Source organism: Rhodococcus sp. A14 (assembly GCF_011603105.1).
Lineage (GTDB): Bacteria > Actinomycetota > Actinomycetes > Mycobacteriales > Mycobacteriaceae > Rhodococcus_F > Rhodococcus_F opacus.
Map to the genome: position 1 here is coordinate 18,616 of NZ_JAAOQS010000083.1, position 22,479 is coordinate 41,094.

At 67.8% G+C, this 22,479-nt stretch carries 24 protein-coding genes and 1 pseudogene; 16 read left to right on the forward strand and 9 right to left on the reverse strand.

What is annotated here, in order from left to right; genetic code table 11:
- Window positions 1–144 precede the first annotated feature (144 nt).
- A complete protein-coding gene (locus G9373_RS32275) occupies window positions 145–567 on the forward strand; it encodes an FHA domain-containing protein (protein ID WP_240960870.1) in 423 nt (140 codons plus the stop codon).
- Here G9373_RS32275 and G9373_RS32280 read toward each other — a convergent pair.
- The 9 genes and pseudogenes from G9373_RS32280 to G9373_RS32320 form a co-directional block, all read right to left on the reverse strand.
- Entirely contained in the window at window positions 456–767 is a 312-nt protein-coding gene (locus G9373_RS32280; protein WP_005257434.1) for a hypothetical protein, read from the reverse strand. The genes G9373_RS32275 and G9373_RS32280 overlap by 112 nt on opposite strands.
- A complete protein-coding gene (locus tag G9373_RS32285; protein WP_005257435.1) occupies window positions 764–1,300 on the reverse strand; it encodes a universal stress protein in 537 nt (178 codons plus the stop codon). Before G9373_RS32285 ends, G9373_RS32280 begins: the two co-directional genes overlap by 4 nt.
- A gap of 13 nt (window positions 1,301–1,313) precedes the next feature.
- Window positions 1,314–1,642: pseudogene (locus G9373_RS32290) on the reverse strand (CrcB family protein).
- A gap of 190 nt (window positions 1,643–1,832) precedes the next feature.
- Window positions 1,833–2,180, reverse strand: coding sequence for a hypothetical protein (locus G9373_RS32295; RefSeq protein ID WP_005571916.1), 348 nt, complete (start codon window positions 2,178–2,180; stop codon window positions 1,833–1,835).
- Window positions 2,181–2,434: 254 nt separating this feature from the next.
- The gene (locus G9373_RS32300; protein WP_005571918.1) at window positions 2,435–3,589 is read right to left on the reverse strand and encodes an Mrp/NBP35 family ATP-binding protein; all 1,155 of its coding nucleotides are present in this window, start codon (window positions 3,587–3,589) and stop codon (window positions 2,435–2,437) included.
- Window positions 3,586–6,453 carry a molybdopterin-dependent oxidoreductase gene (locus tag G9373_RS32305; RefSeq protein ID WP_167118861.1) on the reverse strand — a complete coding sequence of 956 codons (2,868 nt, stop codon included), beginning with the start codon at window positions 6,451–6,453 and terminating at the stop codon, window positions 3,586–3,588. Before G9373_RS32305 ends, G9373_RS32300 begins: the two co-directional genes overlap by 4 nt.
- Before the next feature lie 28 nt (window positions 6,454–6,481).
- Window positions 6,482–8,002 carry a 4Fe-4S dicluster domain-containing protein gene (locus tag G9373_RS32310; protein WP_043792821.1) on the reverse strand — a complete coding sequence of 507 codons (1,521 nt, stop codon included), beginning with the start codon at window positions 8,000–8,002 and terminating at the stop codon, window positions 6,482–6,484.
- Between the two features lie 5 nt (window positions 8,003–8,007).
- Complete coding sequence (locus G9373_RS32315) at window positions 8,008–8,241, reverse strand: sulfurtransferase TusA family protein (protein WP_005571921.1); 234 nt, start codon at window positions 8,239–8,241, stop codon at window positions 8,008–8,010.
- 24 nt (window positions 8,242–8,265) lie between these two features.
- Window positions 8,266–8,775: a DsrE/DsrF/DrsH-like family protein gene (locus G9373_RS32320; RefSeq protein WP_005257442.1), complete on the reverse strand. Its 510-nt coding sequence runs from the start codon at window positions 8,773–8,775 to the stop codon at window positions 8,266–8,268.
- Between the two features lie 176 nt (window positions 8,776–8,951).
- On the opposite strand from G9373_RS32320, the gene G9373_RS32325 reads away from it, so the two are divergent.
- The 15 genes from G9373_RS32325 (at window position 8,952) to G9373_RS32400 (ending at window position 22,466) form a co-directional block, all read left to right on the forward strand.
- The gene (locus G9373_RS32325) at window positions 8,952–10,097 is read left to right on the forward strand and encodes an MBL fold metallo-hydrolase (RefSeq protein ID WP_120659576.1); all 1,146 of its coding nucleotides are present in this window, start codon (window positions 8,952–8,954) and stop codon (window positions 10,095–10,097) included.
- Window positions 10,061–10,483: a DUF202 domain-containing protein gene (locus tag G9373_RS32330; RefSeq protein WP_005257444.1), complete on the forward strand. Its 423-nt coding sequence runs from the start codon at window positions 10,061–10,063 to the stop codon at window positions 10,481–10,483. Before G9373_RS32325 ends, G9373_RS32330 begins: the two co-directional genes overlap by 37 nt.
- A gap of 12 nt (window positions 10,484–10,495) precedes the next feature.
- Window positions 10,496–10,852, forward strand: a complete 357-nt coding sequence (locus G9373_RS32335) for a DUF202 domain-containing protein (protein WP_005571925.1) — start codon at window positions 10,496–10,498, stop codon at window positions 10,850–10,852.
- Window positions 10,853–10,911: 59 nt separating this feature from the next.
- Window positions 10,912–11,247, forward strand: coding sequence for a metalloregulator ArsR/SmtB family transcription factor (locus tag G9373_RS32340; RefSeq protein WP_005257448.1), 336 nt, complete (start codon window positions 10,912–10,914; stop codon window positions 11,245–11,247).
- Window positions 11,248–11,647: 400 nt separating this feature from the next.
- Entirely contained in the window at window positions 11,648–13,027 is a 1,380-nt protein-coding gene (locus G9373_RS32345) for an MBL fold metallo-hydrolase (RefSeq protein WP_167118864.1), read from the forward strand.
- Window positions 13,028–13,065: 38 nt separating this feature from the next.
- Window positions 13,066–13,443 carry a thioredoxin gene (gene trxA, locus G9373_RS32350; protein WP_005571929.1) on the forward strand — a complete coding sequence of 126 codons (378 nt, stop codon included), beginning with the start codon at window positions 13,066–13,068 and terminating at the stop codon, window positions 13,441–13,443.
- A 412-nt stretch (window positions 13,444–13,855) separates the two neighbouring features.
- Window positions 13,856–14,233: a carboxymuconolactone decarboxylase family protein gene (locus G9373_RS32355; RefSeq protein WP_120659578.1), complete on the forward strand. Its 378-nt coding sequence runs from the start codon at window positions 13,856–13,858 to the stop codon at window positions 14,231–14,233.
- Window positions 14,234–15,073: 840 nt separating this feature from the next.
- Window positions 15,074–15,403, forward strand: coding sequence for a rhodanese-like domain-containing protein (locus G9373_RS32365; protein WP_054247917.1), 330 nt, complete (start codon window positions 15,074–15,076; stop codon window positions 15,401–15,403).
- 57 nt (window positions 15,404–15,460) lie between these two features.
- Window positions 15,461–17,617, forward strand: a complete 2,157-nt coding sequence (locus G9373_RS32370; RefSeq protein WP_120659580.1) for an MMPL family transporter — start codon at window positions 15,461–15,463, stop codon at window positions 17,615–17,617.
- A 107-nt stretch (window positions 17,618–17,724) separates the two neighbouring features.
- Window positions 17,725–17,994 (forward strand): metal-sensitive transcriptional regulator, encoded by a 270-nt coding sequence (locus tag G9373_RS32375; protein ID WP_005571934.1) that lies wholly within the window; start codon window positions 17,725–17,727, stop codon window positions 17,992–17,994.
- Between the two features lie 281 nt (window positions 17,995–18,275).
- Window positions 18,276–18,689, forward strand: a complete 414-nt coding sequence (locus G9373_RS32380; RefSeq protein ID WP_005571935.1) for a DUF302 domain-containing protein — start codon at window positions 18,276–18,278, stop codon at window positions 18,687–18,689.
- Window positions 18,690–18,729: 40 nt separating this feature from the next.
- The gene (locus G9373_RS32385; protein WP_120659582.1) at window positions 18,730–19,503 is read left to right on the forward strand and encodes a sulfite exporter TauE/SafE family protein; all 774 of its coding nucleotides are present in this window, start codon (window positions 18,730–18,732) and stop codon (window positions 19,501–19,503) included.
- A gap of 86 nt (window positions 19,504–19,589) precedes the next feature.
- Entirely contained in the window at window positions 19,590–20,942 is a 1,353-nt protein-coding gene (locus G9373_RS32390) for an MBL fold metallo-hydrolase (RefSeq protein WP_120659583.1), read from the forward strand.
- A 301-nt stretch (window positions 20,943–21,243) separates the two neighbouring features.
- Window positions 21,244–21,531, forward strand: coding sequence for a hypothetical protein (locus G9373_RS32395; RefSeq protein WP_167118867.1), 288 nt, complete (start codon window positions 21,244–21,246; stop codon window positions 21,529–21,531).
- Complete coding sequence (locus G9373_RS32400; RefSeq protein ID WP_240960869.1) at window positions 21,531–22,466, forward strand: multicopper oxidase domain-containing protein; 936 nt, start codon at window positions 21,531–21,533, stop codon at window positions 22,464–22,466. The genes G9373_RS32395 and G9373_RS32400 overlap by 1 nt, the downstream gene beginning before the upstream one ends.
- Window positions 22,467–22,479: the final 13 nt, after the last annotated feature.

The window sequence follows — 22,479 nt, forward strand, 5'->3', positions numbered from 1 at the left end:
TTCATCATCCGGGGGCACCCGATTCACCGCCGTCTCGTCCGTCGAGGATGAGGTGGGCGCCACGGGAATGTCCTAGCACCTGTCCCGGTTGATCTATATATACCCATGGGGGTATTTTGGGAGATGTTGACCGAGGTGACGATGATGAAGCTGACCGACGACTTGCCGCGTACGTGTCTTCCGGACGATCGGGGTGGCGGCGCCCCGCAGTTGGTCGTGACCCGGGGCCCTGGGCCGGCGAAGGGTGCATCCCTTGCCGTCGACCGCGACGTCACCGTGCTTGGCAGCCATCCCAGGTCGGAGATCGTGCTCGGCCACGGAACGGTCTCGCGTCGGCATGCCGAAATCCGCCGGGACGATGCAACGTTCACCCTGTGTGATGCCGGCTCTCTCAACGGAACTTATCTGAATCGGCAGCCCGTCGATTGCGCCGGACTGGTGGACGGCGACGAGGTTCAGATCGGAGTCTTTCGCATGCTCTTTCGACTACCCGCCGCGTCGTCGATGTGTCGGCCGACCGTAACGGCGACGCCGAAGATCGCGGGCACCCCGAGCGCCGGGCCGTAGTGCCCGCCGCTGATCATGAGGACCGCTGCAACGGTCAGCGGACCGATCACGCGCCGATCTGGTCGAGGGCCATCCGCGAGCAGGCTGACCGTACCGAACGCGACCACGAACCCCACGCACCCATCGACGGCAGCGCTTGCGAGATCGGGCGTTCCCCCGGCGGTGCGGAGGTTCCCGGCGGCGGGGTCGTGCGGTGTCACCCCTGCTCCTTGCGGGGGGCGGGGACCAACAGGACGGGTCGGCGGGCGTGGTGGACGAGTTTCGAGGACACCGATTCGCCGAGAAACCGCTCGAACAGGGACATTGCGCCGCCCCGGGAGGTGCCGATGATGATCATCAGGGCATCGTTCGCTTCGGCGATCGTGGTCAACAGTTGCGCAGGATTCCCTTCCCGCGAGTAGTAGGCCCAGTTGCCGGGCAGCGCGGCCAGCATGGTGCAGGCCTCCCGGCGTTCTTGTTCGACGGCGTCGGCGAAGCGCTGTTCCCAGTCGTCCCGGTCGGGTTCGACGGGCATGTCGTCGATGTCGACGATGTGCGCGACGTGCAGAAAAGCATTGAGTCGGCCCGCGAGGTCCATCGCGTGGGTCAGGGCGGCGTGGCTGGCCGGGTGCCGGTCGAAGCCGACCACCAGATGGCACACCACCGGAGTGGAGGTCGCGGGACCGTCGACACGCAGCGGGGTGCGCCAGTCCCGCAGCGTCTCCCGCGTCGGGTGGTTGTCGTTATTGGTCATGGTCGTCTTCTCCTCACACCCCATCAGCCAGGGCGAGACCGGCACTGCCGGCGACGGTCACCAGCAGGGTGCCGACCGCGCGACGCCGGGTGGCGTACCGCTGGCGTGGGATCAGCCGCACGGTCTCGAAACTGGCGGTACTGAAGGTCGTGTACCCGCCGCAGAACCCGACACCCACGATCAGCTGAATTTCCAGCAAGACATCGTGAAAAGGGAACCAATCCGGCTACGAACCCGAGGAGCAGCGCCGGTCACGTTGACGATCGCCGTCGCCCACGGAAACTCCGACGTCCGCCGGTGTGTGATCGCCCCATCCACACCGAATCGGGCGATCGCCCCTATCGCTGCCGACGCACTCGATCCACCACACCATCATCGCGTCGCCTCCTGCGCCGTGACTGAAGGTGCGTGCCGATCGCAATTCCCGCGGTGGTGGCCACCAGACGCGGTCAACCGCGCGCTGCTGGCCAGTCTCGATCCTCGCCTGACCGATGTCGGGCAAGACACAGCCTGCTGGAATGAGGCGTCTGGATCAGTACGACCAGAAGCCTCCCTGCGTCCCTCGTGTGATGCGGGATTGGCCAGTCCCGGCCCGCTCTGTCAGCTCTTCGGCTCGGGGGTGCGCAGGTTCGGCGACGACGGTGACCCGTCCAAGTCGATCGTCGAGCGCACGGTCGAGCGCATCGAGATAGGCATCGGTGAACGCGAAGCCGAAATCCCCGAGGTGGATCAGGACGTCGGCGTTGCGTTTCGCCGCATGTGCGATGGCCACGACACCGTATGCCGTGTTGGCGTGCCAGTCCCCCGCGATCGCCACCCGCCCAGGGCTGGTGCACAGAAATCGCCCGGTACCGGGGTTCTCGAGCTGGTGGTGGAGCATCTCAAACCACCTCTCTCGCTGCGTTTTCGGCGGGCGCACCAGTCGCCGGACCGGAGCGCGTGTGCTCGGTCGATGCCAACCATTGCGTTGGCATACAGCGCGTGTCGCTCACGCGATCCGCTGTTCGTGCTGATGCCCGTGAGGTCCGATACCGGGCGTCGTGCCTGGGCGGTCTTCTGGCTGCGGGACCTCTCCGCCGTGGCGCACAACTATCGTCCACCGGTTTTCGGGGGGCGAGATCGTGCACTGGGTCGTCAGTCGGGGTGTCCGCCGTGCGGGACGGTCAACGGGAGGGACCGGCCGACGAGACTTCGCCGCAGGATCGGCAGGGATGTCGCGATCTGCCGGATCTGTGTGACGGAGGCGGCTTGCGGGGCCGCGATCATCGCCGGGACCCCGGCATCGCCCGCCTCGCGCAGTTCGATGTCGAGTGGCACCTGCCCCAGGAGCGGTGCGGCGATGGCCTCGGCGAGACGCTGACCACCTCCGGCGCCGAACAGCGGGGTGCTCTCGTGGCACGACGAGCAGATCATCGCGGACATGTTCTCCACGACGCCGGCGACCGGCATCCGTGAGTCGCGGGCCATCCGGCCGACCCGCTGGGCGACGGTCTGGGCCGCCGGCTGCGGTGTGGTGACGACGATGAGCGCTGCGTCGGGCACGAGCTCGAGCAGCGAGAGCGTCACGTCGCCGGTGCCGGGTGGGAGGTCGATGAGCAGAACATCGAGTTCACCCCAGTACACATCGTCCAAGAACTGCTCGATCGCCTTGTGCAGCATCGGGCCACGCCAGACGACCGGCTCGTCGTCCCGGACGAAGAACCCCACCGACATCAACGCGACCCCGAAGGCCTCGACGGGCAGCATCAGTCCCTTCAGCGCGACCGGCGCTCGGCGCACCCCGAACAGGTGCGGGATGGAGTATCCCCAGACGTCGGCGTCGAGAATGCCGACCCGTTTCCCCTGCCGGACCAGGGCCACCGCAAGGTTGGCCGTGATCGTGGACTTACCCACGCCACCCTTGCCGGAGGCCACGGCATACACCTGGGTTGCCGAACCCAGTCCGAACGAGTTGGCGCCCCGTGGCCCGGCGCCGCGAAGGCGTGCGGCGAGCCGCATACGCTCGCCCTCGCCCATCGCCGCGAAGGCGACCTCGACGCCGGAGACGCCGGCGATGGCGCGGACTGCCGCGGTGACGTCGGTGGTGAGGGTCTCCTTCAGTGGGCATGAGGGCGTCGTGAGTCGGACAGTCACCCGCGCGACGCCGGAGCGGTCAACTTCCACCTCGCCAAGCATCCCGGCCTCCTCGAGGGGCAGGTGCAGCTCGGGATCCTCGACGCGTGCCAACGCGGTGCGCACGTCGGCCGGATCGACCTTCGCGTCGGCACGCCTCCGCGACAACAGGCTCATGGTCGCTCCTCCGCATCGGGCGATCGAAAGGCGCGTCGGCGGGGTTTGACCGGGCGCATCATGAACTCTGGACGGCGCAGCCCGGACCGGCTCGGTCCGGGACGGGTGTTGTCCATCCAGGCGCGGTACACCTCACGGGACCGCTGGGTGTCCACCACCACATCGCCGTACCGGTCGTCCACGTGGGCTCTCTCGACGCGCACCTTCTGGTGCCAGCAGTGCATGCCCGAGACCGGGTCGGGATGCACGGCGAATGCGAGGTTCTGGTGCACGCCGGGGTCGTCCCAGTAGATCCGGTCGCTGTCCGGGTCGTCACTGTGGAACGGCTTCACCCCTTCCTTGTAGCGCAGCCTCCACACCCCGTTGCCGTCGTTGCCGAGGTCGACCAGGCCCATCACCCACCGGGATCCCGCGTTCTCGGACGTGCGCCACCGGCCCATGTGGTGGGAGAGCCCCATGACGCCGGGGCGGATCGCCTCGGTGGACCAGACGCGGGCCACGAAGTAGCCGATCTCGGTGTTGACCCGGACCAGATCGCCCGTGCCGACCCCGAAGCGCCCGGCGTCCACGCTGTTCATCCACAGGGGATGGGTGTTGCTGATCTCGTTGAGGTACTTGGCATTACCTGATCGCGTGTGGACCAGGGTCGGGAGCCGGAAGGTCGGCATCAGCACAATCTCGTTGTTGGCCTGGTCGATCGAGCGGTAGCTGACGTGGGACTCGATGTAGCCGGGTGTGGCGTACTCCTCCCACCCGAAGTCGACCATGGTGTCGCTGAACAGCTCGAGTTTGCGCGACGGCGTGAGCCAGCCGGCGGTCCTGCTGCCGTCCGCGTGGACGACTCCCACCGCACCCGCCTCCCCGACCAGCGGCGGGGTCGAATCGAGGGTGACGGGTTTGCGGAGCACACCGTTGCCGTCCGGGGTCGCCCCTTCGGTTTCGGCGTCCGACAGTGGCCGCTCGTCGAGTCGATAGGCATCCTTGGCGACCTCGAACACGCCGTACTTTCGCATGTATTGCAAGGGGGTCAGCCCCTGGTTGGCGGCAGCTTGTGGCAGGCCGGGCACGCTGTTTTCGAAGACCCAGCGGTAGTACTCGTCGACGGTGACCTTCTCGCCCGGCCGGTACGGCGACTCGAAGTACTTCCGGATGCCGAGGCTGCCGTCGGGGTCGATGCGCCAGGACAGCTCGAACCAGAATTCGTTCTCCTCCCACACCTCCCCCGGGTTGGATTCACGGGAGTCGGACACGAGCCGGCCCATCTTCTCCATGGCCACCCGGGTGACCGGCTGGCGGAATCCGAGCCACTTGCCGGCGTACTGCTCGTAGGACTGGGTGTCGTGCCGTTCGGTGCTGTGCCCCATCGGCAGGACGTAGTCCGCGAACGTCGCCGTCTCCGACCACGTCGGGGTGAGTGCGACGTGGCAGCCGACGAGCTGTTCGTCGGTCAGGGCCTTCAGCCAGCTGAAGCCGTCGGGGTTGGTCCACACCGGGTTGTAGACGCGGGAGAAGTACATCGACAGCTTCCCGCGGCCGTCCTCGAGCAGGTGAGGCAGCAGGATCGACATCTCGTTGGTCGACAGTGGGAACTCCGCCGGCCAGATCATCTCGTTCCACGACTGGTGTCCCTCGGGGACGTTGGGGCCGTGGGCGATGATCTTGTCCCAGCCGTTGGGGCTGGTGCCGCCCTTGGTGCCGACGCTGCCGGTGAGCACGTTGAGGAAGAACAGGGCCCGCGACACCTGCCACCCGCCGAGGTTGCCGGACGCCGCGGCGCGCCAGACGTGTGCCGACAGTGCTGTACCGGCGGTGGCGACGATCCGGGCTAGCTCGGCAATCTGCTCCTCGGGCACCTGCGCCTCCTGCGCCGCGTAGGCGAAGGTGTATCCGGCGTAGTCCTCGGTCAACGCGCGGATGAACTGGTCGAAGTCGTCGGCAGGGTGCTCGGGGTGGCGGCGTGTCATGTACGTCGACCAGTTCACCCAGCGGCGGATGAATGCCCGGTCGATCTGGCCGGTTCGGAGCAGGTACGCCGCGACGGCCAGCAGGATCGCGGCCTCGCTTCCTGGCCACGGGGCAATCCAGAGGTCGGCGTGGGAGGCCGTGTTCGACAGCCGCGGATCGAGCACGACGACCGTGGCTCCGCCCTCGATCTTGCCCTCCATGATCCGTTGCGCGTGCGGGTTGAAGTAGTGCCCGGCCTCGAGATGACTCGAAATCAGCAGGATCACCTTCGCGTTCGCATAGTCCGGCGAGGGCCGGTCGTAGCCGCCCCAGAGCGAGTAGCCGAGCCGCGCGCCGGCGGAACAGATGTTGGTGTGGCTGTTGTGCCCGTCTACGCCCCACGCCAGCAGGAACCGTTCGGCGAAGCCGTCCTCGCCGGGCCGCCCGACGTGGTACATGACCTCGTCCCTGCGGTCCTCGACGATGGCGGCCCGGATCCGGGCCGCGATGTCGTCGAGCGCGTCGTCCCAGCTGACCCGATCCCACCGGCCGCTGCCGCGCGTGCCGACGCGCTTGAGCGGGTGCAGGATCCGCTCGGGGTCGTTGACCTGGTTGATCGTCGCGGGACCCTTGGCGCAGTTGCGCCCTCGCGAGCCCGGGTGGGCGGGGTTGCCCTCCACCCTCTTGATGGACATGTCGGACTTGTCCACGTAGGCGAGCAGTCCGCAGGCCGACTCGCAGTTGAAGCACGTGGTGGGCACCAGCATGTACTCGTGTGGCACCTTGCGCGGGTGCGCCTTGGCGTCGTATTCGACGTGGTGGTCCCAGTTCTCGACCGGCGGGAAGTTCCGCAGCCGTTCGTGCGTGCGTTCGCCCGGCATCGCCGGCGAGGCCGGTGTGCGGTCCGTCTCGGCAGTCATGGCTGGTCCCTTCGGCGTGGTCGTTCGTTCACGAGAGCGGCGGGTCCTGGCCCGCCCGGACGAAGGCCGTCTCGTAGTCGAGGAGAGCGACCTGGGCCAGCAGGCCCGCGAGGACGAGGAGCACGGCACTGCCGGACCCGGTCCACGCGGGCGCGGCCAGCGCGGCCGCCAGCACCGCGGGGGCGATGGCTCCCAGCCAGAACAGTCGCGCGTAGCGGCCGTGCGTGATGATGTGCGCGGCCACGGACGCCTGGCGGCTGGCGTGCCTGCTGGAGTACTCGATGCCCAGCATCATCAGGTGCAGGCCCGTCGAGAGCACGAACGCGCGCGTGAGGAAAGCGATTGCACCACTGGAGAGGTCCTCGAACGGTGCCATGACGAGGAGGGCCCCGGAGCCGACCATTCCAGCCTGCACGAGCAGGTGCCAGAACAGCAGCGGCGACTGCCACAGGTCGCGGCCCTCGGCCTGCCCGAAGAGGAAGCCGGTGTAGCCGGCGACGAGCGCGCCGAATGGGATGGCGAGCCAGGCCAGCACGGTCTGGGCCCAGCCGATCTCGAGGAGGGCGGCGAGGATCCACAGGACCGCACCGCCGGCGAAGGCGGCCAGGGCGTAGGCGCCCCAGACGAGCCATGAGGTCCAGTTGGACTCGAGGAAGATGTAGAGGAACCGCTCGGGCCGCTTGAGGTCCCAGATCAGCAGGGCCCCGGTGGCGGCGGCGCCGAGCAGGGCGACGGCGGGGGCGCCGTAAGCGCCGAGCCAGCCCAGGTCGACGCCGAGGATGTGGGCCAGCCCGGCGATGGCCAGCGCGCCGGCGGCCACGGCCTTGGTCCACAGGTAGGTCGTCACCCGCCACCCCCACGGCCGGGGGTGCGCGGTGTTCAGCGTGGTGCGCGCCCGGGTGGTGGGGTCGCCGGGCAGATCGGCGGCGGTCGCGAGGCGCTGCGCGTCCGGTTTCGCCCACAGGTAGGTGTCGGCGACCGGTGCGGCCAGCGGGTCGAGGACAGCGTGGTCGGCGCCGAGGTAGAAGACGTTGGGCCCGGTGTTCTGCTCCGGGGAGCGCACCGTGGTCTCGTGGGTACCGATCAAGCGGGCGATGCCGCTCGTCGGGTCGTCGAGGTCGCCGACCCAGATCGAGTGAGTGGGGCAGACCACCACGCAGGCGGGCTCCATGTCGTTGTCGATCCGATGCGCGCACAGGTTGCATTTGGCTGCGGTGTGGGTGTTGTCGTCGATGTAGAGGGCGTCGTAGGGGCAGGCCTGCATGCAGCTCTTGCAGCCGATGCAGCGCTCGTTGTCGAAGTCGACGATGCCGTCGTCGCGCTTGAACAGTGCCTGAGTGGGGCAGATCTTCACGCACGGGGCGTCGGTGCAGTGGTTGCAGCGCATCACCCCGAAGGAGCGGGTGGTGTCCGGGAACTCGCCGGTGTCGACGTACTTCACCCAGGTGCGGAACTGCCCGACCGGCACCTCGTGCTCGGTCTTACACGCCACCGTGCACGCGTGACAGCCGATGCAGGTGCGTTGGTCGATGGCGAAGCCGTAGCGCACCGACCTCACTTCTTCCGGATGATGTAGCGGTAGACGCCGTCCTCGCTGGTGCGCTCCAGCAGTTCGTTCCCGGTGTCCTTCGCCCACGACGGGATGTCGGTCCTCGACCCACCGTCGGTGGCCTCGACGAGCAAGATCTGCCCGGACTCGAGTTTCCGGGCCGCACGCGAGGCGAGGAGCACCGGCATCGGGCACTTCTGGCCCTTGGCGTCGATGGTGACGTCGATCTGATAATTCACGGCGGGCTCCCTGAATGCGGCGGGTCAGATGAAGAGGTTGATCTGGGACTTGCTCATCGCGGACAGCGCGGTGGCGGCACCGACGGGCTCGCCGACACCGTCGATGAGCTGGTCGCGGCGCAGGCCGAGCAACTCCATGCTCATCTCGCACGGCCACAGGTTCACGCCCAGCTCGGTGCACATCTGCACCAGGTCCGTCGGAAGGGCCACATTCTGGCCCCGCGCCAGCTTCTTCAACATCCATGGACCGGCGCCGGCCATGTGAAGTTTGGACAGCTTCATGTGGCTCATCCCCGGCCGGTTCATCCCTGCCAGTGCCTTGGTCATCGCGTTGGTGCCGGTGATCCTGACGTCGTCACGCACCAGCGGGAAGAGCCCCCAGAACGTGAAGAAAATCGTGGTGGACATGCCGTACGCGGCACCGGTCGACCCCAGGATCAGCGTCGGCCACATCTTGTCCAGGTCACCACTCCAGGCCACGATCGTCATGCTCTCCGGGATGACATCGTCATCGTGCTGCGGGCTGTCGGACATGCGCCGGCCCCTTTCTCGGCTGGCTGCCCAGGAGACCTCGTGAGGGCCTTCGCGCAGACATTGCTAACTGTGATCCAAAACACTACATTCGTATATGCGCATACTGCAAGATGCCTCTTCGCGTCGTATCGAATACGTGGAAGACCACCCGACATCCGTGCACCTTGGGAGGACACGTGGCTGACACCATCACCTCGACGGAACTGTTTCGCGAGATCCAGGCCGGCACCGTCACCGAGATCCTCGACGTCCGCAGCACCGACGACTTCCGGGCCGGCAAGGTGGAAGGCCCGCGGCCCGTCCCCACCCGCCACGTCCCGGTGTACCGGGTGATGGAAGAACTCGCGGAGCAGGCCGCCGCCACCCGCGAGGGTGCGGTGATCGTCTGCGGGCAGGGAAACGGCTCCGAACTGGTCGCCGAAGAGTTCGAGGCCCTCGGAGTGCGCACCCGCTCCCTGGCGGGCGGAACCGACGCCTGGAACCGGCTTCTCGTCCCCGTCGAGATCACCGGATTGCCCGGGGACGTGCGGGTGTGGCAGTTCCAGCGACCCGCGAAGGCGTGCCTGTCCTACCTCGTCGGAGTTCCCGGCGGCAACGCCGTCATCGTCGACCCCACCCGGTCACCCGAGCCCTACCTGGAACTCGCACAGGTTAACGACATGGCCGTCACACACGTCGTGGACACCCACGTCCATGCCGACCACATCAGCGGTGGCCCCGCCGTGGCCGCCCGGCTCGGCGCCGAGTACCACCTGCCGCCGGAGGACGCCGGTGGCATCGTTCCGTTTCCCAACCGGCCCCTCAAAGACGGCGACCAGCTCGACCTCGGCTCCGCCATGGTCCGCGCCATGACGATGCACCTGCCGGGACATACCCCCGGCACCACCGCGCTGTTGGTCAGCGAGACGGTACTGCTCGTGGGGGACACCGTCTTCGTTCGCGGGCTCGGACGGCCCGACCTGACCGGTCAGGCCGAGGAACTCGCCCGCGATCTCTTCCGCAGCGTGCACGAGCGGCTTCGACCTCTCGATCCACGCACGATCATTGCCCCGGCGCACTGGTCCACCAGCGAAGAGATCAACGCCGACGGGCTCGTCACCACCACCCTCGAAGAGGTCTTCACCGCCACCTTGCTCAACGAGCGGGCCATCGAACGGTTCGTCGAGCAGATCGTCAGTTCCCTACCCGCAGCGCCGCAGGCCTACGACACGATCCGCCGCGTGAACGCCGGACAGATCACCCCAGGGGACGACGAGATCGAGGTCCTCGACGTCGGACGCAATCAGTGCGCGGCATCCACCTCACTGACGGCGACATCGTGACCAGCTCTCCCCGCCGGCCGGCACGCCCCGGGAAAACCCCACTGCACGAGGTCGGCGAGCATCCCGACTACCGGTTCACCCTCGCCAACGAACGCACCTTCCTGGCCTGGGTCCGCACCGCACTGGCCCTGATGGCAGCCGGGGTCGCCGTCGTCCAGTTCGTCCCCGGCCCCACGGCGATCCGCCACGGACTGGGCTTCGTGCTGATCAGCCTCGGCGGCGCGCTCAGCGCCGTGTCCTACACCCACTGGGAACGCAACGAACGCGCCATGCGGCTCGGCGAACAGCTGCCCTACTCGCCGATGCCGAGGCTGGTGGCCGCGATGCTCGCACTGGGAGCCCTGGCGGCGCTGGTGCTGACCGTAGTCGACCTGGTCGAGACCTGAGGGTCGCAGCCGATGCTGACCGGTCGGCTGCTGCCGCATCGTCGCAGGAAGGAACCGGCCGTCGACGTCGGCCTGCAGGCCGAGCGGACAGCCATGGCATGGCAGCGGACCGCCCTCGGCGTCGGCGGCGTGTCGGCGTTGCTGCTACACCTCGCCGCAGGCAATCTCCCGGCGGCTGTTCCAGGACTCGCCGGCCTGTCGGCCGCGCTGCTGCTACTCGTGCTGTCGGAACAGCGGTATGTGCGGATCGTGAACAAGGTGGGAGCCGGTGAGCCGCCGCCGGCCCCCGGCCTCGTACGCCTCATCGCAGCCGGTGCCGTCGTCCTCGCGGTGTCCGCCCTTGCGCTGCTGCTCCTCACCGACGCCTGACCGAACAGGCACGCGGGCCGCACCTATAATCAGCTTCCGAGGCCCGGTTTGGAGGGGTGATGGACCAAGACATCGCGGCACAACTACAAGAACTCCACGCCAGGGTCTGCAAAGCCATTGCCGACCCCAAGCGCCTTCTCATCATCAACGAACTTCGCGACCGTGAACTGAGCGTCGGAGAACTCTGCGAGGCAACCGGCATCAGCCAGTCCAACGCCAGCCAGCATCTGACCATCCTGCGTGAGCGCGGCATCGTGACGACGCGCCGCGTCAAGAACAACGTCTTCTACTCGCTACGCAGCCAAAAGATTGTGCAAGCAGTGGACCTGCTCCGAGAGTTCCTGGCCGAGGATCTGGCCGACCACGCAGCATTGGACGGCGCCATCCGCGGCTGACCCCGCGGGACGTCGGGACAAGCGGCCCAACCGCACGCCGCGCCGCGCCGGTGAGATCGGTGCGCGACCAGGCTGCGCCCCCGGATACACGCACACCATCTCCCCCGCCGGCCCTCGGTGAGACCAGGAAGTCACCTCCCCCAGCGGCATCAGCCGCACACCCGGTACATGGGCCCGCACGGACCCGTAGCCTTCGCGCACGACCACCACCGGCGCGCCGGACGCCCATGCCGGACGCAGGCATCGACTTCCTTGTCGTGGCCACTGGCCGATTGATACCGGCGGGGGCATTTCGCCAAGAGCCTGCCATATACCCCCCGGGGTACTTGCATACCCCATGGGGTATGTGGCAGTCTTGTTGACAAGGAGAAAGATCCTGCCAACTTCGGAGGAGACCACGATGATTCTCGAGCAGTACTACATCGAGTGCCTGTCCCACGCCTCGTACCTGATCGGAGACGAATCCACCGGGCGAGCCGTCGTGGTCGACCCGCGCCGCGACATCACCGAGTACCTCGACGACGCCCGCACGTACGGGCTGACCATCGACGGGGTGATCAACACCCACTTCCACGCCGACTTCGTCTCCGGGCACCTCGAATTGGTCGAGGCCACCGGCGCCTGGATCGGCTTCGGCGAGGCCGCCGAGACCGACTACCCGATCCGTCGCCTCGCGCACGGCGAGCACATTTCCCTCGGGCGAGTCGACCTCGAAATCCTCTCCACCCCCGGCCACACCTGGGAATCGATCAGCGTCCTGGTCCGGGAACCCGCGGACGCCACCCCGACCGCGGTCCTGACCGGGGATTCGCTGTTCATCGGCGATGTCGGTCGGCCCGACCTGGTCAACCTCGGCGACGGCTCCACCACGGACCTGGCCCGCGCGATGTACCACACGGTGCACGACACGCTACTGGCCCTGCCCGACGGCGTGACAGTGATGCCCGCGCACGGCGCCGGCTCCTCCTGTGGCAAGAACCTGTCCGCGGAGCTCACCTCGACCATCGGGGAACAACGGCGCACCAACGCGTCGGCTCAGCCGATGAGCGAGGACGCATTCGTCGCGTTGATCACCGACGGCCAGCCCGCGGTACCGGCGTACTTCTCGGTGGACGCGGCCCTGAACAAGTCCACCCACCCGGCGCTCGACCAGCACCGTCGGATCCCGGAACTGTCCGCGGACCGGGTGCGCGCCGAACTCGCCGCCGGCACCCGGGTGCTCGATGCCCGCACCGTCGACGACTTCGCCGCCGGACACTTGCGCGGTGCGGTCAACGTCGGCTTCGACGGCCGGTTCGCCGAAACCGGCGGCATGGTCGCCGAGGTCGGCGAGGCGATCGTGCTGATCACCTACCCGGGCGAGGAACAGGACGCGGCGATGCGCCTGGCCCGGATCGGCTCGGACAACGTGATCGGCTACCTGGGCACCCACACCGACGGCGTCCTCCCCACCGCACTCGCCGACCTCGTCCAGACGGCGCCGCGCACCACCGTCACCGAACTCGACCGGCTGCGCGCCGACGATGCGATCACCCTGGTCGACATCCGCAACCCCGGCGAACGCGACTCCGGCGTCATCCCCGGTGCGATCCCGGTTCCGTTGGCGCAGTTGCTGTCCCGAGCCGAAGAGCTGCCGACTGGCAAGCCGATCGTGGTGCACTGTGCCGGTGGATGGCGTTCGAGCGTCGCCGCATCGCTGCTCCGCGCCCGCGGTATCGAGCGGGTCAGCGATCTCGTCGGCGGCTACAACGCATGGGCCGCACAGCAGGTGTCGGCCTGACGCTCCCTCGACAAACACCCCCACGGAAAGGATCCCTCATGACCACCAAAAACCTCACCCACACGGACTTCGCATCCACGATCACCGACAACGCCATCGTGCTCGTCGACTTCTGGGCGTCGTGGTGCGGCCCGTGCCGGGCCTTCGCGCCCACCTTCGAACAGTCGTCCCGCAAACACCCCGATATCGTGCACGCCAAGGTCGACACCGAAGCCGAGCAGCACATCGCCGCGGCCGCGGGAATCCGCTCGATCCCGACGATCATGGCATTCCGCGACGGGGTGCTCGTGTATTCGCAACCTGGAGCTTTGCCGCCCGCGGCCCTCGAGGAGTTGATCTCCCAGATCAAGGCGCTCGACATGGCCGCAGTTCACGCCACGCTCGCACAACAACCTGCCGCAGCGGGGCAGGCATAGCGGTCTCATTCCCGGGCCCCTCAACAGCACCGACCCGATCAGTGAGGTGCCGCCCATACCCGTCCCACACGTCACCGCCGAACTCTCCGGCGAGCAGACCCGATGACGGTGCGCGAGCCGACGCGGCGATCTGGTTCCCCGATCGGTGGCCGTCGCTGGGAGGAGCCTCCTGCCGGGCGATGCCCCCGGTCGCTCCCGGGGACCAACGGCCCTGGCGCGGTCCGTGGTCCCCTGCCACCCTGACAAGAGCAGGAACCTGGTGCCCCGCCGGAGAAGAGGCACTTCGATGACGACGGCAGTTTCGTCCACGCCGATTGCACCGTCCCGGTGGTACTTTCGATCCCGTCCCGTGCCGGACCTCGAGCCGATGAGATCGATACCGAACGCAAGCACCAATAATCGGAGGTAGAGCATGGACTACGGCAAGGCCGTCCAACAGGAACTTCGGGGGCCCGCCCGGGCACTGCGCCACACGATCCCGCAGGTCTACGCCGGTTACGGGCAACTGCACGAAGCCGCCCTGGCACCCGGGGCTTTGGACGCCAAGACCAAAGAACTGATCGCCCTCGCGATCGCCGTGAGCAAGCAATGCGATGGCTGCATCGCCGCACACGCGCGCGGCGCCGCCGAGCACGGCAGCACACCACAGGAAGCAGCGGAGGCAATCGGCGTCGCGATTCTGATGAACGGTGGGCCCGCCACCGTGTACGGACCCCGAGCATTCGCCGCGTTCAACGAGTTCCACGCCGATCAGGAACCTGGCCACGAGGACAATCCGCCCGGACGATAGCTGGAATCACAGCGATTCCTGCCGAGCGCCCACCAGGCGGCTGGGCATCCTGAGGCACTGTGCGCCACCGCGAATCCGACCGGAACCGCCGCGACCCGGATCCGTTGCTGCTCAATGACTGTCGATGCCGAGGCGGGAAGAAACCGGCACAGGACAGGTGTGGTCATCCGCACATCTCCCGCCCATAGATACCCCTAGGGGTATAGTTTGTTTCGTTACGATCACCGGCATTCCGAGGAGGAACCCACCATGTGTTATCCAGTTACGTGCCCCGGCTGCGGAAAGACAACGTGGGGAGGCTGCGGTGCACACGTCGACGGTGTCATGAAGGCCGTGCCCGAATCCCAGAAATGCACCTGCGAGAACAATGCCGCTCCCCCGGCGAAATCCGGATTCTTCAGCACACTCTTCGGCCGCTGACCGCACGACCCACCCGCCCTGCCGACAGCCCCTCGCCACCTCGACTGCCGGCAACCGTGCACTCGAGGGTGCCGTCGACGAGAACCAGGCTTCGTCGGCGGAGCAGGGATTCGGCCGCACCGAGATCGACATGCAGGACGGCGCGCCGGCGAAGCTCGGCGAGAGGACGGCACGCAATGCCACCCTCGGCACCTGTAACTCCCCGCCCGCGGATCGAGCGGTCAAGCCCAACCGGCAGATCGGGCTGCTGCCGCGGGTAACCGAGGAGCCCGCACTCGCGCCGGCGATCAGGGAACCCGGTATGCGCCAGCGATGCGCACCAACGTCGCCGGCGCCCGCCACCCGAAGGATTGCATAAATACCCCCATGGGTAACATAGTCGACCATGTTCAATACCCCCTAGGGTATGAAGGGTGTGTCATGCGTGAAATCGAGATCGGTGAATTCGCCGACGCGTGGGCGGCGGGAGCGCCCGTCGTCGACGTTCGAGAGCCGTGGGAATACCGGAATGCGCACGTGCCCGGCGCGCAGTTGCTGCCGTTGGGACAGCTTGGCGACCGGGTAACGGAGATCCCGGCCGGCGCGGTGGAGTACGTGATCTGTGCGTCCGGGAACCGGAGCGTGCAGGGGGCACGAATCCTCATGACTGTCGGACGGCCCGCGGTGTCGGTGGCCGGGGGCACCTCCGGGTGGGCCGCGGCGGGCCGGCTCCTCGACACCGGTGATGGCGGCTCATGTGCCCACCGCTGATCGCCCCGCCCCTGTATCGACCAGATTGTTCCTCTCAGATCGTCAAGGAGACCGCAGATGACCCGCAGTACCACCGTCGACGGCGACCAGCCCACGACCACGACCACCGCCGAGAGTGGGGTGCTGGGCCGAATGGGCGTGGCGATGGCCACCCATACCAAAATGGTGTTCGGGGTGTGGTTGATCATGCTGGTCGCGCTCGGTGCGGCGGCGCCGTCGGTGTTCGGCTCGCTGGCCGGTGCCGGGTGGCAGGCCAACGGCTCGGAGTCGGTGCAGGTGCGTCAACTCGCCGAGCAGCACTTCGGCGGTAACTCCTCGGCGGCGGTGCAGGTGGTCGTGCACTCGGACTCCCAGACCGTCGACAGCCCGCGGGTTCAACAGACCCTCCGCGAGGTCGGCGCCGTCTTCGCAGGCGATGCCCGGTTCGGGGCGGTGATCACGCCGCAGCCGGGAATGTCGATCAGCCCGGACGGGCACACCGGCATTCTCATTGCGGGCGCGAACGCGAGCACCGACGACATGGTCAAGGCCGTCGACGTGCACAAGGCGGAGCTGACGGCACTGTCCGGCGACGGGATCGAGGTGTACCCGACCGGGGCGTCCGCGCTGTGGAGCGACTTCAACAAGGCCAACCACGACGCGATGATTCAGGCCGAATTGTTCTCCTGGCCGGTGACATTGGCGATCATGGTGCTCGCGTTCGGATCCCTCACCGCCGCCGGGCTGCCACTGCTGTTGACCCTGGCCGGGCTCGTCGCCTCGGCAGGCGGGCTGGTGTTGCTCAACGAGATCACCCCGATCTCGGTGTGGGCGATGAACTTCGCGATGATGTTCGCCCTCGCCCTCGGCATCGACTACGCCCTGTTCGTCGTCTCCCGCTTCCGGGACGCGGTGAAGAACGGTGGTGACCCACGATCGGCGGTGGCCGAGACGATGGACACCGCGGGCAAGGCGGTAGCCCTGTCCGGGCTGACCGTGCTCGTGAGCCTGTCCGCTGTGCTGTTGGTGCCGGCACCGGCGGTGCGCACGATGGCCGTCGGGATCATGCTGGCGGTGTTCTTCGTCCTGCTGGCCACCCTGACGTTGCTGCCCGCCGTGCTGGGCACGCTCGGCGGCAAGGTCAACGCCGGCTCGCTGCCCTGGGCGAAGAGGCAGCAGCACCGCTCGCCGCGGTTCGCCGCCTGGGGCGAGCTGCTACATCGCCACCCGTGGCCGTTCGCGATCGGTTCGCTGCTCGTGCTCATCGCGCTGTCGGTCCCCGTGCTCGGGCTGAAGGTCGCGATGCCCTCGATCGAAGTGGTGCCCACCGATGCCCCGGTCCGGCAGGGCTACGAACTCGTTCAGGGCCAGATGGGCGAGGGGGCACCGGGGATGTTGCAGATCATCGCCCCCACCGCGGAGGGTACGGAAACCGGGACGACAGCCGCCGCAACCGACGGAATCGCCATGGTGACCCCGCCGCAGCCCGCACCGGACGGTAGTGGCTACGTGATGCTGCAGGCCATGCCCACCGTCGATCCCTCCGACGCACGAATGGGCACCATCCTCGACACCCTGCGCGCGGATCTGCCCCCAGGCGCGTTGGTCGGCGGGGCGCCCGCGGAGAATCTGGACCTGCAGCAGGCGCTGAACGATTATTTCCCGCTGATCGTGGGCATCATCTTGATCCTGGGGTTCGTGCTGCTGCTGGTGGCGTTGCAGGCCCCGTTGATCGCGATCCTCGGCACGGTGGTCAGCCTGCTCTCCACTGCGGCCGCGTTCGGGGTCGCGAAGCTGGTCTTCCAGGACGGTCACGGTGCGAGCCTGCTCGGCTTCACCCCCCAGGGGTTCCTGGACGGGTGGGGGCCGGTGTTCTTCTTCGCGATGATCTTCGCGATTGCCATGGATTACACCGTGTTCCTGCTGGCCACCGCGAAGGGACACTACGAACGTTCCGCGGATCCGAAGGTCGCGCACGTCGACGGTCTGGCGCATTCCGGTCGGGTGATCTTCGCCGCCGCCGCGGTGATGGTCGCCGTGTTCTTCACCTTCGCCCTCGCCGACCCGTTGCCCCCGAAGGAGATGGGCATCATCCTCGGGGTCGCCGTGCTCCTCGACGCGGTGCTGATCCGGCTGATCCTGCTGCCGGTGCTGCTGCGCCTGACCGGGCACGCTGCCTGGTGGTCACCGGCCTGGCTGCGCAAGGTCTTGCCGAAGATCAGCTTCTCCCACTGAGCGTCGGGACCGTGGCCGCGGGTGGGGTGGGGCATTACACAATGCACCCACCCCACCTTGGTACCCCGGGGGGTATACTGTGATTAGGTCTCAGGAAAGGAACCATGATGGTCGGCGACGAAGACAGCATTGCATTGGTACTCAACCGGCTCCGCCGGGCCCACGGGCAGCTCGCCGGGGTGATCTCGATGATCGAGCAGGGACGCGACTGCAAGGACGTCGTCACCCAGCTCGCCGCGGTCTCCCGCGCCCTGGATCGCGCCGGGTTCAAGATCGTGGCCACCGGGCTACGGGAATGCCTCACCGGCGAGCCCGAGGACGGCAGGGAACCGATGACCGAGGCCGAACTCGAGAAGCTGTTCCTCGCCCTCGCCTGAGGCTCGGTCCGGCCACCACCTCCGTTCGCCGTCGACGAAAGGTGACCATGACCGACGCGACCCGTCGGTGCGGCTGAACCATCGAAAGGATCGTGCCGCTCCTCGCCGGAACGGTGGTGCTCGCGGGAATCGCACTGGCACTGGTCTTTCCGTCGCGGTGGCTGCTGGTCACCGGGTTCGCAGCCCGCGAACCCGCTGCTCCACCGCCTCGGTGTGTGTCCCGGCGCACCGCAGTATGCCCGACCTGATCCCAGGTCGCCGAGAGAAAGGCAGACACGCTCATGACACTCGCACTGTCGACCACCCTGCACACCTCGTTCGCCGACGCGGTGGACCGCACCCGCAAAGCCCTGGCCGAGCAGGGTTTCGGGGTCCTCACCGAGATCGACATGAAGGCCACCCTGAAGGCGAAACTCGGTGAAGACATGGAGGACTACCTGATCCTCGGTGCCTGCAATCCGCCGCTCGCGCACCGTGCGGTCACCGTGGACCGGCAGATCGGGCTGCTCCTGCCGTGCAACGTCGTCGTGCGCGCCGACCCCGCCGATCCGGGCACGGTGCTGATCGACGCGATGAACCCACAGGTGATGGTCCAAGTCGCCGACCAACCCGGGCTCGGAGCCGTCGCCGACGACGCCACCGCCGCATTGCAGGCCGCCATCGACTCCTTGGGCGCGGGCGCATCGAAGGACTGACACCGCACCCGCCCATTCCCGTTGACGGAAAGGAGGATCGGTGACTCTGACCGTCGCGCTCGCCCTCGGAGCGATCATCGGCGTCCTGCTCGGACTCCTCGGCGGCGGCGGGTCGATCCTGGCCGTCCCCGCGCTGGTCTTCGGCCTCGGTCTCGACCTCGAACAGGCCATTCCGATCTCCCTGCTCGTGATCGGTGTCGCCTCCCTCGCCGGAGCCGTCCCGAAAATTCGCGAGCACCAAGTGAATTGGCGCATGGCCGGGGTATTCGCCGCCTGCGGCATTCCCGCCACCTTCGCCGGCAGCGCGATCGGGCGCCTGCTACCGCAATCGGTGGTCCTGATCGGTTTCGCTGCCGTGATGGTCGTCGCCGGGATCCGGATGCTGATGGACCGAGGCGACACCGGCACCGCCTGCGAGGTCGGGGACTCGGGGATCGACTGGCGCCGCTGCGCCCCCCGATCCATCCCCGCCGGGATCGCGGTGGGATTTCTGACCGGCCTGTTCGGTGTCGGCGGCGGATTCTTGATCATCCCCGCCCTGGTGCTGATGCTCGGTCTGGACATGTCGGTCGCGGTCGGCACCTCGCTGGTCATCATCGTCGCGAACTCGGCGGCCGGTCTGGTCTCGCACCTGAGCGGCGCGAGCATCGACTGGGCGATCACCGTCGCGTTCGCCGGCACCGCGATCGCCGGGTCCCTGATCGCCGGTCATTTCGGCACCAAGGTCGACACCGACCGGCTGCAGCGGTGGTTCGCCTACCTCGTCTTCGCCGTCGCCGCCTACGTGCTGATCGACACGATCTTGCTGCGCTGATGCCGCGGGCGGCCGGCACCACACCGTTTCACCTAAGCCCTCCCGGGCAAGCGAACACCAGAGAATATGTGAGGAAGGTACGAGTCATGGACGTATCGATCATCGAGACCTCGAGCCTGGGCGACCGCAGTTACCTGGTCAGCGACGGCGCCGTCGGCGTCGTCGTCGACCCGCAACGCGACATCGACCGGGTCTTAACTCTCGCCCACGACCGCGGCGTGCGGATCACCCACGTCCTCGAGACCCACATCCACAACGACTACGTCACCGGTGGCCTCGAGCTGGCCCGCACCGTCGGCGCCGAATACGCCGTCCCCACCGGCGACGACGTCGGCTACCAGCGGCGCGCCGTCGGTGACGGCGACGTCATCGACGCCGGACCGATCCAATTGCAGGTCATGCACACCCCCGGCCACACCCACCACCACGTCAGCTACGTCCTCCGTGACACCGCCGGCACCCCCCACGCAGTCTTCACCGGTGGATCGATGCTCTTCGGCACCACCGGCCGCACCGACCTCCTCGGCAAGGCCCACACCCGGGAACTGACCCACGCCCAGTACCACTCGGTGCGCCGCTTGGCGGACGAGCTCCCCGCCGACACCAAGATCTACCCCACCCACGGATTCGGCAGCTTCTGCGCCGCCACCCCCGCGAGCGGGGACTCCTCCACCGTCGGCGAACAACTCACCACCAACCCCGCCCTGACCCAAGACGAGCAAAGCTACGTCGACGAACTGATCGCCGGTCTGTCCGAGTATCCCGCCTACTACGCCCACATGGGCGTGATCAACACCCGAGGACCGGCCCCGGTCGACCTGTCTCTGCCCGCACCCGTCGACCCGGACGAGCTCCGCCGCCGCATCGAGGCCGGCGAATGGGTCGTGGACCTGCGGGAGCGCACCGCCTTCGCCGCCGGCCACCTCGGCGGCACCCTCGGCTTCGAGCTGTCGGACTCGTTCGTCACCTACCTCGGCTGGCTCTACCAGTGGGGTGCACCCCTGACCCTGATCGGCGAAAACGAAGACCAGGTCGCCGACGCCCGCCGCGAACTGGTCCGCATCGGCATCGACGACCTCGACGGCTCCGCGATCGGTGAAATCCACACCCTCGTCGCCGGCACCGCACTGCGCTCCTACCGGGTCGCCGACTTCGCCGCCCTCACAGAGGCACTGCGCGAGAAGGACATCGCAGTCCTCGACGTCCGCCAACGCAACGAATACGACAGCAGCCACATCGACGGAGCGATCAACATCCCGCTCCACGAACTCTCCGACCGCCAGGGGACCCTCCCCGACGGGGAAATCTGGGTGCACTGCGCCTCCGGCTACCGCGCCTCCGTCGCCGCCTCGATGATCGACCGACCCGACCGCACCACCGTGCTGATCAACGACGACTACGACAACGCAAAGGACACCGACATCACCAGCACGACATAGGCATTCGAATATCACGGGGCGCTGACCGATTCTGGAAGACCGGCGTCCACTGCCATACCTACCCGTGGAATCGGTTCGGCCAACGCTGGAAGCAACTCTGGCGACCGCGACCTCGTGCACGACGGCCAGGCATACACCGGTGACCACCGTCCCGTGTGCACGCGGGGGCCTGCCGGGTGCGGCGACGCTGCCGCGCTGGTGACGGTGGTCCGAGAAGGCACACACTTATACCCCCCGGCGTATTATGGGAAGTGGCGGGGCGACAGCATCGGGTCTCCCCCGGACGGAGGTGAGGCGGCAGATGCGTTACGGCGACTGCGGTGGGGGCATAGCCGGCTGGGTGTGGGTGTTCGGTGCACTGCTGGTGGTCGGGCTTCTGCTGCTCATGGTGGCGGGAGGACTGCTGACGTATCGCGCAACATCTCGACCGGACAGCCACCTCACTGGCCGCACCGGCCGACACCCCGCGCCGCCGGCCGGGCAGGCCCGGGCCCGGGCCCGCGAGATCCTCGACGAACGTTTCGCCCGGGGCGACATCGACGCCGAGGAGTTCGGTGACCGGCGGCGCATGCTCGACGGCGGCGATTGATGGAACCGATCAGCCGCCGCCGCGCACTGCAACTCGGCGGCCTGGGCCTGGCCGGCGTGCTCGCGGGCGGGCTCGGATTGGCTTGGCAGGGCAGCCGAGGCGCCCGATTCGACGCGGCGGTCGGTGCGGAACTGTCCGAACCGAGCGTGCTCGCGAGCAGCGGCGGGGAACTCGCGCTCGCGCTGACGGCGGCCGAGGGGGACCTTCCGGTCGCCGGGGGCCGGGCGCGGGTCCTCGGGTTCAACGGCGGCCTGCCCGGCCCCACCTTGCGCGTGCGGCCCGGCGACCGGATCCGGGTGACGCTGCGCAACCGCTTGTCCGAGCCGACCAACCTGCACCTGCACGGGCTGCACGTCTCCCCTGCGGGCAACGGCGACAACCCGTTCCTGCGGATCGAGCCGGGCCAGGACTTCGACTACGAATACCGGCTGCCCGACACTCATCCGTCCGGGGTGTACTGGTACCACCCGCACCACCACCACCTGGTCGCCGACCAGATCTTCGGTGGCCTGTATGGAGCCATCATCATCGACGACATCGATCCGGTGCCCGTCACCCGGGAGCGGGTGCTGGTGATCTCCGATCTGACCCTCGACAATGCCGGACGGATCGCGCCCGCCTCGATAATGGACCGGATGGTCGGCCGGGAGGGCAATCTTGTGTTGGTCAACGGCCAGCTCCGTCCGACGATGACCGCCGCCCCGGGCACGCTCGAACGGTGGCGCATCGTCAACGCCTGCGTCAGCCGGTACCTACGCCTTCGGTTGGACGGGCAACAGCTGCGACTGCTCGGCCTGGACTCGGGCCGCTTCACCGAGCCGCGCCCGGTCCAGGAGTTCGTGCTGGCCGGTGGAAACCGCGCCGACCTGTTGGTGTCCACCATGGCGGGATCGGGGCCTGTCTCTTATACACTTTTGACGCTGCCGACGAATTAGACGGTGGAGATCT